Below are 14,654 nucleotides of genomic sequence, written 5' to 3'. Positions count from 1 at the left end.
CTTCGGCAGTACGCCGAAGGACATTACATCGCGCGACGTGAAAACATCATTCTCATCGGCAAGCATGGAACCGGGAAAACCCACGCCGCCACAGTCCTGGGAGTAGAAGCATGCCGGCGTGATTACCGGGTGCTGTTTGTGACGGCGGCGGACCTGGTCAATACGCTGGTGGAAGCTCGCGAGGAAAGGCATCTGAAGCGAACTCTGGCACGCCTCTCGCGTTACCACCTGCTCATCCTGGATGAGGTCGGTTATATCCCGTTCTCATCGGAAGGAGCCCAGCTATTGTTTCAGGTCTTCTCTGACCGCTACGAGAAGGGATCGATGCTGGTGACCTCGAACCTGCCATTTGCACAGTGGACCACAGTCTTCGGCGATGCGGCACTTACCGCCGCTCTCCTGGACCGACTGACCCACCACAGCACAATCCATGAGTTTGACTGGGAAAGTCACCGTTTCGCCGAAAGTGTGGGACGTAAACAGAAGTCGAGCAAATCTGTAACTCGCGAAGTGGTAGCCACTTCCGGCCCTGTCGGGCCAAACAAGGAGATGAATCAAGAGGAAACCAACAGCCCTCCTGATTCATAACAAGTCTTCTAACCCCGGGGTGGGTCACTTTTGCTCTGTCACAGTGGTACACTTTTACGTTGTCACAAACAGGGGGTGAGACAGAAATGAGAAAGGTGCTGCTTTTGCTTGTTCTGACGATCATGCTGTTGAGTGCGATTGCTCCGATGGTGCAAGCCTTCGGTGGTGCGTATTGTGAGGAGGCTGCAGGTGCGCACTGGATGAGCTGGGGGTTGAACGTGCGCTGTCTTATGGAGGTTGCGATCGATGCTGCGTTTGACCTGTTGCGCGCTGGCGCTGGGTGGTTTGGAGATTAAGTAGGTGGTCCCTGGGCCGCGATTGCTACCTTTCTCGATTCTGGGCGTTGGCCGTGCCCTCCAGGATGGCCTTCATATGATCAAGTATCACGTTCACATCTCTTGGTGCGTGCGCCAGGACGCGCCATCGTCCGGCGGTCACTGGGCTGTATTCTTCACAGTTGAGGCGGCATACGGCTCCGCTGACAAGTCCGCGACCTAACCAGATTCCGCCTTCAACCTCGACCGCCACTTTCGAGCCTGGCTTGGTAAAGCCGAACCGAAACGGCACGTCTCGCTTACACGGCTTACGCCGAGGGTGACGCTCAGGCGGATAGAAGCGGGTTCCGTTTTCTACTCAAATAGCGGGAGCTGGCCGAAACCTTTGAGCTTCTTTATGAGGCCCTGCCTTGTGAGGCCGAGTTCCCTTGCCGCCTGAGACTTGTTTCCCTTGTGCCTCGAAAGGGTTTCAAGAATGAGTGTGCGTTCCAGTTTTCCCCTCATTTCTCTCAGACTTCCCTTGCCTGCAAACACCTTTCCGGAGACGGGCGATGTCCTGCTCCTGAGAGTCTCGGTGAAAACTTCAGGTGCTATCACTTCGCCTGAAGGAGTCAGAAGGACTGCCCGTTCTATCTCATTTTCAAGTTCTCGCACATTGCCAGGCCAGCAATAGCCCATCAAAGCTTCCACTGCCCCGTTCGAGAATCCACTGACCTCTTTCCTGAACTTGAGACCGGCCTTCTCCCTGAAATGCTCCGAAAGAATCGGGATATCTTCTATCCTCTCCCTCAACGACGGCACCTTGATTCCTATGACGTTCAGCCTGTAGAAAAGATCACGGCGGAACCTGCCATTTTCAATCTCTTCCTCAAGGTTCTTGTTTGTCGCAGCAATGATTCTTACGTCGACCTTCCTTGACCGGGTCTCTCCGACCCTCCTGAACTCCCCTTCCTGAAGAACCCTCAGAATTCTTATCTGCATCATCGGGCTCATGTCGGCGACTTCGTCAAGAAAAAACGTCCCACCGTCAGCAACTTCGAAAAGTCCCTGCTTGTCCTGAGTCGCACCGGTAAATGAACCTCTCGTGTGGCCGAAGAGTTCGCTTTCTATGAGGGTATCGGGAGTCGCACCGCAATTGTGCGCAACAAAATTCTTTTCCCTCCGTGCGCCCAAGAAATGAATGGCTCTCGCGATTAGCTCCTTTCCGGTTCCTGTCTCGCCCGCAATGAGCGCAGTACTTCTGGTGTCCTTCACAGTCTCGATCAGCTGATAGAGTTCCTTCATCGGGATGCTGTCACCGATAAGGCCGTGGAGGCCAGTTCTTTCACCACTTTCAAGGTGGTGCTGCGCTTTTCCCTTGAGCTCTTCCCAGAGTAGAAAGTTTTCGACAGAAAGCGAGGCCTGGTTAGCCATAAGCGATACAAGAGAAAGTTCCTTGTCGCTCCAGTCCTCTCTTTTCTCTTTCAAAAGAAAGAGCACACAATCACCAGTCCCATCTTGTCCAAGAAGGACCATCAGCTCCCCTCCGTTTCCACTGGGGAAGCCCAATTTGCTTAGTGAGTCCCGCTGTTCCCTCGAATGCACTTCAGCAAATGATTTGAGCGAAGAAAGGAGCGGACGTGAGATTCTTCTCGTTACCGTCACGTCCCAATCGGACGATTTCTGCTTCTTCAAAAAGAGGACCGATCCTCTTGTCGAGAACGTGTCTGCGAATTCACTGGTTAGGAAATGAAAAAGCTCTTCCTTCTCTTGGAAGAGCCCGATCTTCTCGGCAAAGCCGGCAATGATCTTGAACTCCCCCCACCCCATTTCAGGCCAAGCTGTCATGAACGCCACCCCACAAGCCGACTACTAACTGCAGTCTTCCGCGCTCTCCTCCATTATTACTTTGCCGCCGCCTCTTACAATCTCTCCGATTTCAAAGGAATCTCGTCCATCCGTCTTGGTCTCAGCGCTCCGTGTCGAATCAAGCGCCTTCAGAATCTCCGCGTTGCCTTTTTCCGCAATGACCATCACGAAACCAATGCCTAGATTGAAAGTCTTGAGCATCTCTTTTTTCGAGACGGACCCTTTGCGCTCAACAAGTGAGAAGATTGCCGGCATCTTCCAGGCTCCCCTTCTGATAATGGCGTCAACGTTCTTGGGGAGTATCCTCACAATGTTTCCCGGGAGCCCGCCCCCGGTTATGTGTGCCATACCTCTCACGTATCCTGTCCTAAGACATTCCACAACTTCATTCATGTAGAGCTTGTGCGGTTTCAGGAGCTCCTTGCCAAGCTCGCTTCCGAGCTCCGGAATCATCTGATTGAGTGTGAATCTTCTTGACTGCAGCAAGACCTTTCTCACAAGCGAGAATCCGTTGGTGTGAATCCCGTTTGACGACAATCCGATCACCAGGTCTCCCTCTTGTATCTGCGAACCATCAACTATGGATGATTTCTCTGCAATTCCCACCATCGTACCAACCAGGTCGAAATCGGCATCCCTGTAAAGTCCAGGCATCTCCGCCAACTCGCCCCCGATGAGAGAAACACCCGCGGTGCGGCATGCCTTGGCCATCCCCGAAATGATCTTCTCAACGACTTCTGGATTGAGCTTTCCAGTGCCGACATAGTCAAGAAAGAACATCGGTTTTCCGCCGTGCACAAGAATGTCGTTTGCACAGTGATTCACAAGATCAACACCGATTGAATCGTAACAGTTCATTTCCTTTGCTATGAGGAGCTTTGTGCCGACTCCGTCAGTTGTCGAAAGAAGGACTGGCTCTTTGTATCCGGACGGGACCTCAAAAAACCCGGAAAAGAGACCGGGCTTGCCGATCGAGTGTGGATCCAGGGTGGAAAGAACGTGCGATTTGATTCTCTTCAGCGCTTCTTCTGCTCTTTCGATGCTTACGCCTGCCTGAGCGTAGGACAGAGACCGCTTCTCATTCTTGTTACGCATGTTACTTCTGTCCCCTACCATAATAAATGCGTCCCCAACTTGCACAGGGGGACGATTGAGTTAATGATTACCGTAGGCTGCTACCTGATCAGTTTGAACTTGTCCGCGTCGTAAAGCTTGAGGAGACACTCGACAACATCGGGATCGAATTGAGTCCCGGCATGCTTCGCGAGCTCCTCAATTGCCTTCTCAATCGAAAGAGCTTTCCTGTACGGCCGGTCTGAAGTCATCGCATCGAATGAGTCAGCAACATTCAAGATTCTCGCACCCATCGGCACATCGCCGTCCTTGAGACCAAAGGGGTAGCCCTTTCCATCCGGTCTTTCGTGATGGGACCATACAAGCTGCGACGGTTTTTTCAAGAGCCTCACGCTCTCCACTATCTTTGCCCCGTCTGTCGGGTGTTCCCTGATTGTGTTGATCTCGTCTTTGGTAAGCGAGCCTTCCTTCTTCACTATCTCCCACTGTTCAGGTTTTGAGATTTTCCCGAGATCATGAACAAGCGCGGCAAGTTCAATCGTCTCCACGTGTGCTTCAGATAGGCCCATGCCTCTTGCAAGTGTCACCGCATACTCGGCGACCCTGGTTGAGTGCTCCTTTGTATACGAGTCTATGCCGTCAACCACCTTTGTGAGCGCCCTCACGAAGCCAACTAGATCTTCCCTCACGTCAACGTAGAGCTTGTGCACATAGCGGACCAGAAGAAGCGGTACGAAAAATAGCAAAACTCCCCAGAGCTTCACCTGGAAATAGACGATCGCAATGATTGCCCCAAGAAGGATTATTCCAATGTGCTGCACGATCCCTGAACGAAGCCAATCTTGCTGCCATACTCTCCAAGGGCTCCTGCCCTCTGAGAGGCCAATGATGATGCTAAGGAGAAAGCTGTTTGTGAGAAAATATGTGATTCCAGAAAGTACGAGCGGCAAGATTGAGGCAGGGAGAGGAAACGGTCTACCTGTTTCTGGCTTACCCACCACGCCACCAGCCAAAACATACACACCTCCCGAAATCAACACAGTAAGCACATCCAGTGACACGTTGAATAGCGATCTTTTGATTCCCTTTCTAAGGACTCCGAGTTCAACAATGCCCGTGCTTGCCACATCAACCAGAGCGGCGTAAACGGGGCCAAGGATGATTATCGCGGCCATGTCAAGCGCGGATACGACATCTACCGTCCCGCCTGCGGCAAGCCTGACCGGGAAAGCTGCGGCGACTCCCATCATTAGAATCCACACTAAGAATGTTGCCGTGAAGTCGGGCTGCCCGGTTGGCCATGAGCCTGGAGTTACCTTAATGAGGAGAAACAGGGCCGACGCCACCACGAGGAAGTAGTAAAGCCTGAAGGGAGTAATTAGCGCTTTCTTTTTCATACACCTCGAGTCAGTCTTTCACTCTGTCCTTCGGCAAGAAGCTCTTTCCGCTGAGGAATTAGAAAGGCCGACATCACTTAGGAGGCTAGTCAGGTTTTACCAATGACCTCTACTGTTTACCGTGATCCACTTCAGAAGCGTGGCTAGAACAACCAACTGAAGGAACTCCATCCGGGCAACACCTCCTTAACATCGCTTATCTCTCGCCAGTTTTCACTAAGCGAGGAGGGTCGCTCCGCTCTTCGATCTAGACCAGCCGCTTCGCTTCTGCCTCTCTAATTGACGCCGGCCTCACTTCGTATTCTGTTTCCTCTTTGAGTCTCAACCTCCCGAATACTCGGTTAACTGCATCCAGAACTGCATAAACAACGCTCTTTTGAACCTCCTCCTCCACAACACATGACCCCGCCAAGACTTTCTCAGTCCTGCCGCAAAGCAATCTCACCCCGACCAGGACCACTTCCTCACTCCCAAGCCTCACAACTTCAACATTGCCCAGCGAGAAGGCACAATCATCGTCAATCAAGCCCTCAATAGCCTGGAGGGCTGCATCCCCAACAAGTCTCAGCGAGTTCTCTCGCGAGCTTGAACCCGATGCGCTTCCAAGAATCTCCAAACCGTTCAAGGAGAGTTCAACTTGCGCGTGAGCCTTATTACCCGAAACCAGCAGATTAACGCCTTCGAAGCAAACCCTATAGCTGTGGGATACCTTTTCCGTTTCAAAGGATAGTCCAGAATGCCTCATCCTGTCAAGGGGCACTTCTGGGATGTCTTTCTTCTGCGCAATACTTATCTTTCTGTGGTCAACTTTTCTTTTTAGCTCGGCGAATAGCGCGGACTCAATGTCGCGGACAAGGTTCTTGGCAGATCGGCTGCCCTCGGTGACAACGTGGATTTCTGCTATGTCGCCGTTCTGGACAGTGATCTCGACAGCCAAAACATCCTTGAGGCCCAAAATCACTTCTTCTGCACGTGCAACCCATGCTGGCTTCCCAAGTCCGTTTTCCAGAGATCTGCCCTCCTTTCAAGGCGAGCCGTGCCCAAAACGATTGGAGAAACTAGCTAACAATAATGATATCAGGATTGCCAACACATGACAATCAGAAACATGCAATCGTCGGACGCATCACTTATCCCACTGATGTCGCCTCTGCCCTTCTACCACAGAACGGTTTCTCCAGGCAACACAAAACTCCGGGGCGTCCGTCCCCTCTTCATCCCGAGCGAGTTTGAGACTGCGCCCTTTCTGTTCAAGGGAACCTCCACACTTCGTGCAGGCCGTCCGTCCCCCAGAAAAGAACGGCTGCCTTGACGACAAGACGCCCCGGTCAGAGGCAGAAGCTAAGCCTACGTATGGCAAGCTTTGTGCCCTGGATCTGAAGCTGGTGGGGCCAAGTTGATGTCTTTACACAATTAATTGATATTCAACGAGATAAGCGTCTTTCCTAAAGCAATTTCTACCCAGATGTTTGTGAACTGTTTTTGTCTCTGGCTGGGGACATCTTCCCCAGAATCTGGCCAATATGAGGAACCCATTGTGGACACACGAGATGGGCCTGGGGAGACTTTCCCCGGATGGGCCAAAGGCCCGGGCAGTGTCGGTCGACGGTGAACAGTACGGGCAAAGAAGTCTCCGCGAAGTTCCTGGCGTGGGATGTCAGATTCTTGCTTCACAGAAGAGAATTACTGGGCATCAGCGAGAAAGGGAGGGTCCAAATTGACCCTCCCCTTGAGGAATTGAATGCGGGCTGATCCTTGACACAGTCTCCGCAGAACTCCGTGTTGCTTCTCGTCTCGTCACCGTCCTCTCCACGGTTACGAAGAAGGTGTGAGAGAATATCTTCACCTTTTCTCGAACGCGCTCTCCTGACCGCGGCTCATCATTTGGCTCTATGCCACTGGCGGAAAGTTCGGGCCATGAATTTCGGATCCGGAAGAAGCGTCTTGCGTTTCAGCCCCGACAAGCCTCTTTCGCAAGGTCTTCCGGTCAATACCGAGTATCCGCGCCGTCATGGTCTTGTTCCCGTTTGCCATGGCAAGAACTTTCCCGATCTCCCCAATCTCGACCTTTCTGACGACGAACCTGAGAGGCTTGAGAGAGTCTCCTCCGTTTCCGCCGGCAGACGGATTTCCGACCTCCTTCAGAAGGTCGCTGTGGAAATTATCCACGCCGGGAGATGAAAGAGTCACGATCCGCTTGACGATGTTTTCCAGCTCTCTCACGTTCCCGGGCCAATCGTACCGGAGGAACAGATTCATCGTGTTCTGGGACAAAAGAGGTTTGTCCATTTCCAACATCCTTGAGTATTTCTCAAGGAAGTAGTCCACGAGGCAAGGTATGTCTGTCTTTCTCTGCCTTACCGGAGGAAGCTTTATTCTGAGAGCAGATAGTCTGTAGAACAGCTCGGCTCTGAATCTCCCGTGCCTGACCTCTTCGTCCAAGTCCTTGCTGGTCGCAGCAATGATCCTGACGTCAACCTTTCGCGGCCTGGTTTCACCGACACGAGTGATTTCTCCATCCTCAAGAACTCTCAGCAGCTTGACCTGGATCTCCAAAGGAAGGTCACCGATCTCATCGAGGAAAAACGTGCCGTTATCGGATTCCTCAAAGAGACCAGTCTTGTCCAGGTTCGCGCCGGTGAAAGCGCCCTTTGCATGGCCGAAGAGCTCGCTCTCAAAAAGATTCCCGGGAAGGGCCGTGCAGTTGCGAGCCAAAAGCCTCCCCGTACTTCTCCTTCCGTGGCTATGAATCGCTCTTGCAACAAGCTCCTTCCCGGTGCCGGTTTCACCTTCGATGAGAACTGGAAAGGGGACCATGGCAGCTTTTTCGACAAACGAGAACACCTCTCTGAGAGAATCCCCTCCCGTCACCATTCCCCATCTAATGATTGGTTTGGAGCGGCGCGAGTCCTTTTCTTTTCGCCTTTCTGCGGGATTCTGGAGCGCAACATCTTTCAGCGACAGGAGTTCCTCTTCCACCTTTTCAGAGTGCCCTTGAGCTCCGAGTTCCTCAAAGAGCGCAAGGCTTGTGAGCAGCTGCTTCCGTCCGTCTTTTCTCGTGGCCCCTGTCCCACACAGAAGTTTCCCAAGAGAGAAGCAAGATTTTGCCAGCTCGAATTTCTCATCAGCGCCCCTCAAGGTTTCGATTGAGAGATCGAACAGTCTTCGTGCCTCATCCACTCTTCCTCGTCTGACCTCTATCTCGCCCAGCACCCTGAGACCCGAGCCTTCCTCATACTTGTCGCCAAGTCTCCTTGAGCAATCGATCGCTCTCTTTGCCGAAGCCTCTGCCTCACTGTCTTTGCCGAGCGCAACCAATACTTCAGCCCTTCTTCTCTCAATCTCGGCTATCATGTCGCCGTTCGGGGCAGTTCTCTCGGCGTCGGTCAGTGCCTGAGAAAGCAGGTCAAGCGCCCTTTCATGGTCAGTTCTCTCAAACAGGAGTTCGCCCAGAAACTCTTTTGCCAGGCACTCCTCTCTGAGAAGGCCTGAAGATTGTGAAAGAGACAAGGCCTCGAGATACAGCGATTCCGTCTCGCCACTGAACCCAAGGAACCTCTTGGCATTCCCGAGGGCTATCAAGGAGCGCACAATTCCCGGGATCCTGTTTATCTTCCTGTTCGCAGCGAGGCTTTCCTCCAGCGTCTTCTCGGCTTGCCTCCACTTACCACTCTTCAAGAGTACCACACCGAGATTGGTAGCCCTTGTTGCGACTTTGAAGTAGTTTCCTGCCTCCCTGTCCAAGGAAAGCGCCGTCTCCAAGTGCTCCCTGGCCCTTGCCCATGAGCATTTGTTCTTCCAGATGAGGCCAAGGTCATTGTGTGCATCGGCGAGAAGGTTACCGAAGCCGTACTTCCGCGCCATCCACAAGGCCTCCTCAAAGAGTTCTTGTGCCTCGGCCCACCTTCCGTCTCTCATGGCAACACTTCCCGAAATCAGAAGGACCTCAGTCCTAAGCTCATTATCATCAAGCTCATTCAGAAAACCCTCTGCCCTGTCCTTGAAATCCTTTGCCCTTTCGACACTGCCGAGAGAAAGCTGAGTCCAAGATGCGAGGATGCAGGCTTTCACGAGAAGCTTAGGATCTTTGTCCCCGGCATCTGCAAGAAGCCCTTCGCAAATCGAGAATGCCTTCCTGAGTTCTCCTTTCCTGAGGCATGAGGTTCCCAGGGAGATGAGAATGCCGTTTACTTCTTCAGGAGAAAGGAGACTCTTGGTCTCGTTGAATTTCAGGATTTCCTCGTAGCAGCGAATGGCCTCGCTCTGGAGGTCACATGTGGAATAGAGTCTTGCCATATCAAGAAGAGCTTCCAACACGTCCTTTGCATCTCCCCTGTTTCGCGCTTCAAGGAGAGCTTCTTCGAAATTCACTTGTGGCTCTTTCCGCGCTGCCATCGCTGCTCACCTCCTTCCTGCTATGAAGTAGTACTTAAGAAACGTAACAAAGAGGTTTCCCAGACTCGGGCGGATTGTACGGACATCCGGGCCTGTGGAGACTATCGCCCCAGCTTTCCCGTTGCCAACCAGACTGTTGTCAGCCATCTTGGTCTGCTTCACCGAAGGCGGCTCGATCCTGCGGCTTGCAGCTGGACCGAGATAGAAAGTTTCGGGACCAGAGCTCGACGCGGTCGGCTCATCGGGATCGCCCATGTCGCCGCTGTGGATAACGGCCGCACTTGTCGGTCCTACGACCCCGACCTCGCTCCAAGAGAACGCGACACTGGCGAGAACAAGAGCAATGAAAAAAGCAAACCTTTTCCACTGTGTTCTCATGATAAACCTCCTTCCCAATTGTGGACTGCCGGAAAATAGAAACCCCCGGTTCGGCTCATGAACTGGGGGTTCAGAATCACAAGAGCCAAAAAACCGACTGCTTCCCATGTAATCTCCTCCTTTTCGGCGCAATTGGCGCCTCAGGAAGGGCTGCAGTCTCAAACGCGGATATTATACCCGAGCTCAGACTGAATGTCAACTGGAGTTTTCTCTCAGTGGTAGCACTATTTCGTGCGACTTCTTGAGCCAATCCAGCAGGACTTGTGCCAGAACGTGCTAAGATTATGAACGGAGATGGAACGTGCAGCGCCTGCAAGAGGGTTACGGTGAGGCCCCGTGCTTCTTGTCGTTCAACTGCTTCTTTACTGAACCTGAAGTTTACGGATCGGAGGTAACCGCAGTTTACACGCCGGGCTTAATCGCTTCTACTCGACTTCGAATTCGGAGATGGTTCTCAACTCCCTGAATCGTTTCAGCGCCTCTTCGAGTGAGGCAGCTCTCAACCTCTCGACACCGAAGCTCTCGACGGCGAAGGATGCCATAACCGTCCCGAAAATGACGGCCCGTCGCATGCCTCTTTCGTTCAGGTCGTTTTCGCGTGCAAGGCAGCCCAAGAAACCCCCGGCAAAGGAATCTCCGGCACCTGTCGGGTCAACTATTGCCTCAACGGGATACGCAGGTGCCGAGAAGTAGAAGTTTCTTGTGATAAGCAACGAACCATGCTCTCCCTTTTTCACAATCACGACCATCGGCCCCATCTTGAGAATCTTTCTTGCCGCCCTTATCAAACTCGGATCCCCGGTAATCTCTCTTACCTCGGAATCGTTTATGACAAGAACGTCAACCTTTTGCAGGGTCTCCGCAAGTGCCTCACGTTCAGAACTTATCCAGAAGTTCATGGTGTCGCAGACGGTAAGTCGCGGTGAACTCACCTGGTTCAAAACCTCAAGCTGGAGCTTTGGAGCTATGTTTGCAAGAAATACGTACCTGACCGTCCTGTAGTCCGCGGGAAGTCTCGGATGAAAACCTTCGAACACATTAAGGCAGGTCGATATCGTCTTCCTGTGGTGAAGGTCGTAGTCGTACTCTCCCTCCCATGTGAACGTCCCTCCCGGGAGGAACTCGAGACCACTGAGATCGATATCTGCTTCCTTGAAGATCCTGGTGAAAGCGGGCGGAAAATCTTCCCCGACGACTGCAACCATTCCGACCTTGCACAGCTTGCTCGCGGCGATGGAGAAATACGATGCCGATCCCCCCAAACTCTCTCTCACATCACTGAAAGGCGTCTTCACCTTATCAAGTGCCACCGACCCTACCACGACAACGTCCAAGTTGACCTCCTGTTTAGGTCCTCATTCCCAAACCTGGATTTCCGGGCCACGATAAACTCAACCGGACAGACCCTACATTTTCTCGGGCGCGCTCACGCCCAGAACTCCGAGCCCGTTTCTGAGCACGATCGAAACAGCTTCGACAAGGGCGATCCTTGCTCCTTCGATCTCCTTCTTCTCGCCGACGATCCTGTTCCGCTGATAAAACTGATGGAAACTCTGGCAAAGCTCGTGAAGATAATCTGTCACACGATGCGGCTCTCTGGCGATGGCGCTCCCCTTTATGACTTCAGGGAATATCGCAAGAAGTTTCATCACCCGTGTCTCATCCTGATTCCCAAGGAAGGAGAAATCAATGGATGTCGCTTCAGGGTAAGCTCCTTTTTCTCGTGCAAAAGCTGCGACATTCCTTGCGCGGGCATGGGCATACTGCACATAGTAAACCGGATTCTCCGCCGAAGTTTTCTTCGCAAGGTCTATGTCAAAATCCAGATGGCTTGATGTTCTTCTCATGAGAAAGAAATATCTTGCGGCGTCCCTCCCAACTTCAGTGATCAGGTCCTTGAGCGTTATGAACTCTCCCGCTCTTTTTGACATCTTCACGACTTTTCCTTCGCTCACCAGTCTCACCATCTGAACGGTCATTATTTCGAGCCATCCCCGCGGAATTGCGAGACCCAAAGCTCCTGCCATCATCCTGGGAATATGGCCGTGATGGTCCGGCCCCCATATATCAATCACCTTCTCGAATCCGCGGTCATACTTGTTCTTGTGATACGAAAGATCACCAAGAAAGTAGGTTGGCTCTCCACTACTCCTGACCAGCACTCTCTCCTTCTCCTCCACTGAGCCTTCCATTGAGCCTTCCATCTTGAACCAAAGCGCGCCATCTCTTTCAACCACGAAATTCCTTGTTCTTAGATCGGCCAGAGTCTGCTCCAGCGCACCTTCCGAGCGAAGCGATGATTCCCTGAACCACACATCAAAGACGACATTGTATTCATCCAGCTCACGTCTTTGGGTCTCGATCATCTCTGAAAGAGCATAGTCTCTAAATTTCCCGGTTGATTTCTCAATGAGAGCGATTCTGTCAGGTCCGCTTGAGGCTTTGAGCGCGTTCAACCAATCCAGTCTTCTCTCAGAATCGAGCTTTTCTGCAAGCTCAACCACATATTGCCCCTTGTATCCATCTTCAGGAAAAGGATAGATCACTTGCCCAGAAAGCGCGGACCATCTCGACGCCAGAGATTTCCCGAGAATCTCAACCTGGGTTCCCGCGTCATTAACATAGTATTCTTTGGAGACATCGAAGCCGGCTGCGCCGAGGAGCCTCGCGACTGCGTCTCCGACTGCGGCCGCCCTGCCGTTCACCACGTTAAGCGGACCAACCGGATTTGCACTGACGAATTCAACCTGAACTCTCTTTCCTCCCCCAATCTTTGACGTCCCGTACTCTTCCTTTCTTGCCAGAATCTCTTTCAGCGACTGGACAAGAACTTCTTTCTTGTAGAAGAAGTTGATGAATCCCGGCGGAGTTACTTCGATTTTCTCAATGGAGGACGCGCCGGACTTGAGCTCAGATGCTATTGCCTGAGCGATATCAAGTGGGTTTTTCTTGATAACGGAAGCAAGCGCAAGGGCAATGGAGCTACTCAGATCACCGTGCTCAGGGAGGCGGGGACGTTCGAGCCTTGCCTCCGGGAGAGCATGGCCGTCAGGAATAGGATTCTTGCGGAGATACTCTCTTAGAGCTTCATTTATTTCGCGTTCTATGTTCATTCGGAAGGCTCAACAGCTGACAATCGGGAAGCCGGAATAAGTGATGTGTTCCCGATTTCATTAGTCGGAAAACTCTTCTTTTTCGGCATCGCCCCACAGCCTTTCGAGAAGATAGTATTGCCTGGTTTTCTCATGAAAAATGTGGACAACCACGTCCACGTAATCAATGAGCACCCACCTTTTCCTGGCATAGCCCTCAAGGTGCCAGGCATGGGTTCCCTTTGCTTCGAGCCCCTCCTGAACACTATCCGCGATTGCCCCCACATGCCGCTCACTTTCTCCACTGCAAATGACAAAATAGTCGCAGACTGTACCGAAAGGTTTCAAGTTAAGAACTACTACATCAACAGCTTTTTTCTGAAGGGCAAGCTTCGCGGCCCTGTTAGCAAGTTTGTCCGCAGTCAATTTGTGGTTTTCTCCCGGTCGAGCCTTGTCTTCACTCCACCAAGTCCGACGATGTCTGCCTTCCTCCCGCACTTCTTGCAGCCTCCGTCTGCGACTCCGCATACTCTCGTTGAATAACCGATCCTCTCAACAAGTGTCTCGCCGCACCCCGGGCAAAGCGTGTCCCTGCCATCGTCCATCATTACGTTTCCCAGATAGACATAGTCGAGCTTCCGCTTTCCTATCTCCCACGCTCTCTCAAGAGCCGCAATTGGGGTGGGCGGGCCGTCAAGTTTATATTGAGGAAAACATCTTGAGAAATGAAGCGGTGTATCACGGCCGAGCCGCTCGCTCACCCATTCTACCAAACGTTCAATCTTTTCGTCCGAATCGTTAAGCGTCGGGACAAGGAGATTCGTGATCTCGATGTGAACTCCGGACTTCTTTGCCTCCTCAGCGTTCCTCAGAACAGGTTCGAGGTAGCCCTTGCACACCTTCCTGTAAAACCGCGGCTCCATCGACTTCACGTCAATATTCATTGCGTCGATAACACCAACCACTTTCCTCCATGGGTCCGGATCGAGCATGCCGTTGGTCACCAGCACATTGACAAGCCCCCGCTCTTTTCCGAGAGCGGCCGTCTTCATCAGAAACTCGTACCAGATGAGAGGCTCAGAATAAGTGTACGAAATCCCGATTGAGTTTCTTCTGAGGGCAAGCGACACCAGCTCTTCAGGGCTCACCTCGCTTGTCGGAACCTGAGTCTGAGATATCTCCCAGTTCTGACAAAAGATGCATCTTAGGTTACAACCGTTGGGCCCAACCGAGAGTATCTGACTTCCGGGATAGAAATGATAAAGAGGTTTCTTCTCAATCGGATCCACCGCAACAGAGGCGACCTGCCCATAGTTCACTGCATAGAGTGTTCCGTCGATGTTCGTCTTTCCGAGGCAGAGTCCGGTCTTGCCCGGCTTCAGAGTGCAGTGGTGAGGGCAGAGAACACACCTTGTCACTTCTGAATCGAGCTTGTTATAGAATTCGGCTTCTACCAGTGTTCTCCCTGCCATGGTCAGTTCATCTCGTCGATCGAGGGAGAAAGAAGATGTGAAGGAGAGACCTTAGTGTCGTGTCCCGGAAGTTCCTTGTATATGTCTTTGCCCCTGGACACGACACTTTCATAGGGGCTTCTCGCCCCTCTGACG

General features: G+C 52.3%; 13 protein-coding genes. 3 read left to right on the top strand and 10 right to left on the bottom strand.

Annotation, left to right across the window (positions count from 1 at the left end; translation table 11 throughout):
* From istB to QME66_10285, 3 genes are all read left to right on the top strand, one after another.
* On the top strand, positions 1 to 588 hold a 588-nt coding region (gene istB / locus QME66_10295; GenBank protein ID MDI6809356.1), incomplete at its 5' end, for an IS21-like element helper ATPase IstB.
* Between the two features lie 86 nt (positions 589 to 674).
* Positions 675 to 884: a hypothetical protein gene (locus QME66_10290; protein ID MDI6809355.1), complete on the top strand. Its 210-nt coding sequence runs from the start codon at positions 675 to 677 to the stop codon at positions 882 to 884.
* 76 nt (positions 885 to 960) lie between these two features.
* Positions 961 to 1,086, top strand: a complete 126-nt coding sequence (locus QME66_10285; GenBank protein ID MDI6809354.1) for a hypothetical protein — start codon at positions 961 to 963, stop codon at positions 1,084 to 1,086.
* 131 nt (positions 1,087 to 1,217) lie between these two features.
* Here QME66_10285 and QME66_10280 read toward each other — a convergent pair whose 3' ends face one another.
* The 10 genes from QME66_10280 to amrS all read right to left on the bottom strand — a co-directional run bounded on the left by QME66_10280 (position 1,218) and on the right by amrS (position 14,519).
* Positions 1,218 to 2,690 carry a sigma-54 dependent transcriptional regulator gene (locus tag QME66_10280; protein MDI6809353.1) on the bottom strand — a complete coding sequence of 491 codons (1,473 nt, stop codon included), beginning with the start codon at positions 2,688 to 2,690 and terminating at the stop codon, positions 1,218 to 1,220.
* Between the two features lie 24 nt (positions 2,691 to 2,714).
* On the bottom strand, positions 2,715 to 3,806 hold the full coding sequence (purM, locus tag QME66_10275; GenBank protein ID MDI6809352.1) for a phosphoribosylformylglycinamidine cyclo-ligase: 1,092 nt from the start codon (positions 3,804 to 3,806) through the stop codon (positions 2,715 to 2,717).
* An 80-nt stretch (positions 3,807 to 3,886) separates the two neighbouring features.
* A complete protein-coding gene (locus QME66_10270) occupies positions 3,887 to 5,182 on the bottom strand; it encodes an HD-GYP domain-containing protein (protein MDI6809351.1) in 1,296 nt (431 codons plus the stop codon).
* Positions 5,183 to 5,429: 247 nt separating this feature from the next.
* Entirely contained in the window at positions 5,430 to 6,137 is a 708-nt protein-coding gene (locus QME66_10265) for a hypothetical protein (GenBank protein ID MDI6809350.1), read from the bottom strand.
* A 935-nt stretch (positions 6,138 to 7,072) separates the two neighbouring features.
* A complete protein-coding gene (locus QME66_10260) occupies positions 7,073 to 9,577 on the bottom strand; it encodes a sigma 54-interacting transcriptional regulator (protein ID MDI6809349.1) in 2,505 nt (834 codons plus the stop codon).
* Positions 9,578 to 9,583: 6 nt separating this feature from the next.
* Positions 9,584 to 9,955, bottom strand: coding sequence for a hypothetical protein (locus tag QME66_10255; protein ID MDI6809348.1), 372 nt, complete (start codon positions 9,953 to 9,955; stop codon positions 9,584 to 9,586).
* Between the two features lie 425 nt (positions 9,956 to 10,380).
* Positions 10,381 to 11,289, bottom strand: coding sequence for a PfkB family carbohydrate kinase (locus tag QME66_10250; GenBank protein ID MDI6809347.1), 909 nt, complete (start codon positions 11,287 to 11,289; stop codon positions 10,381 to 10,383).
* Positions 11,290 to 11,361: 72 nt separating this feature from the next.
* A complete protein-coding gene (argS, locus tag QME66_10245) occupies positions 11,362 to 13,068 on the bottom strand; it encodes an arginine--tRNA ligase (GenBank protein ID MDI6809346.1) in 1,707 nt (568 codons plus the stop codon).
* 60 nt (positions 13,069 to 13,128) lie between these two features.
* The gene (gene rsfS / locus QME66_10240) at positions 13,129 to 13,473 is read right to left on the bottom strand and encodes a ribosome silencing factor (GenBank protein MDI6809345.1); all 345 of its coding nucleotides are present in this window, start codon (positions 13,471 to 13,473) and stop codon (positions 13,129 to 13,131) included.
* Positions 13,470 to 14,519 carry an AmmeMemoRadiSam system radical SAM enzyme gene (amrS, locus tag QME66_10235; protein MDI6809344.1) on the bottom strand — a complete coding sequence of 350 codons (1,050 nt, stop codon included), beginning with the start codon at positions 14,517 to 14,519 and terminating at the stop codon, positions 13,470 to 13,472. The genes rsfS and amrS overlap by 4 nt, the downstream gene beginning before the upstream one ends.
* Positions 14,520 to 14,654 lie beyond the last annotated feature (135 nt).

Source organism: Candidatus Eisenbacteria bacterium (genome assembly GCA_030017955.1).
Lineage (GTDB): Bacteria > Eisenbacteria > RBG-16-71-46 > JASEGR01 > JASEGR01 > JASEGR01.
This window is presented reverse-complemented; position numbering and strand designations above follow the sequence as displayed.

Coding starts and splice junctions, on each gene's coding strand:
- QME66_10280 (MDI6809353.1), bottom strand. CDS start 2,690: ATGACAGCTTGGCCTGAAATGGGGTGGGGGGAGTTCAAGATCATTGCC.
- purM (MDI6809352.1), bottom strand. CDS start 3,806: ATGCGTAACAAGAATGAGAAGCGGTCTCTGTCCTACGCTCAGGCAGGC.
- amrS (MDI6809344.1), bottom strand. CDS start 14,519: ATGGCAGGGAGAACACTGGTAGAAGCCGAATTCTATAACAAGCTCGAT.
- QME66_10285 (MDI6809354.1), top strand. CDS start 961: ATGATCAAGTATCACGTTCACATCTCTTGGTGCGTGCGCCAGGACGCG.
- QME66_10260 (MDI6809349.1), bottom strand. CDS start 9,577: ATGGCAGCGCGGAAAGAGCCACAAGTGAATTTCGAAGAAGCTCTCCTT.
- QME66_10270 (MDI6809351.1), bottom strand. CDS start 5,182: ATGAAAAAGAAAGCGCTAATTACTCCCTTCAGGCTTTACTACTTCCTC.
- QME66_10290 (MDI6809355.1), top strand. CDS start 675: ATGAGAAAGGTGCTGCTTTTGCTTGTTCTGACGATCATGCTGTTGAGT.
- argS (MDI6809346.1), bottom strand. CDS start 13,068: ATGAACATAGAACGCGAAATAAATGAAGCTCTAAGAGAGTATCTCCGC.
- QME66_10255 (MDI6809348.1), bottom strand. CDS start 9,955: ATGAGAACACAGTGGAAAAGGTTTGCTTTTTTCATTGCTCTTGTTCTC.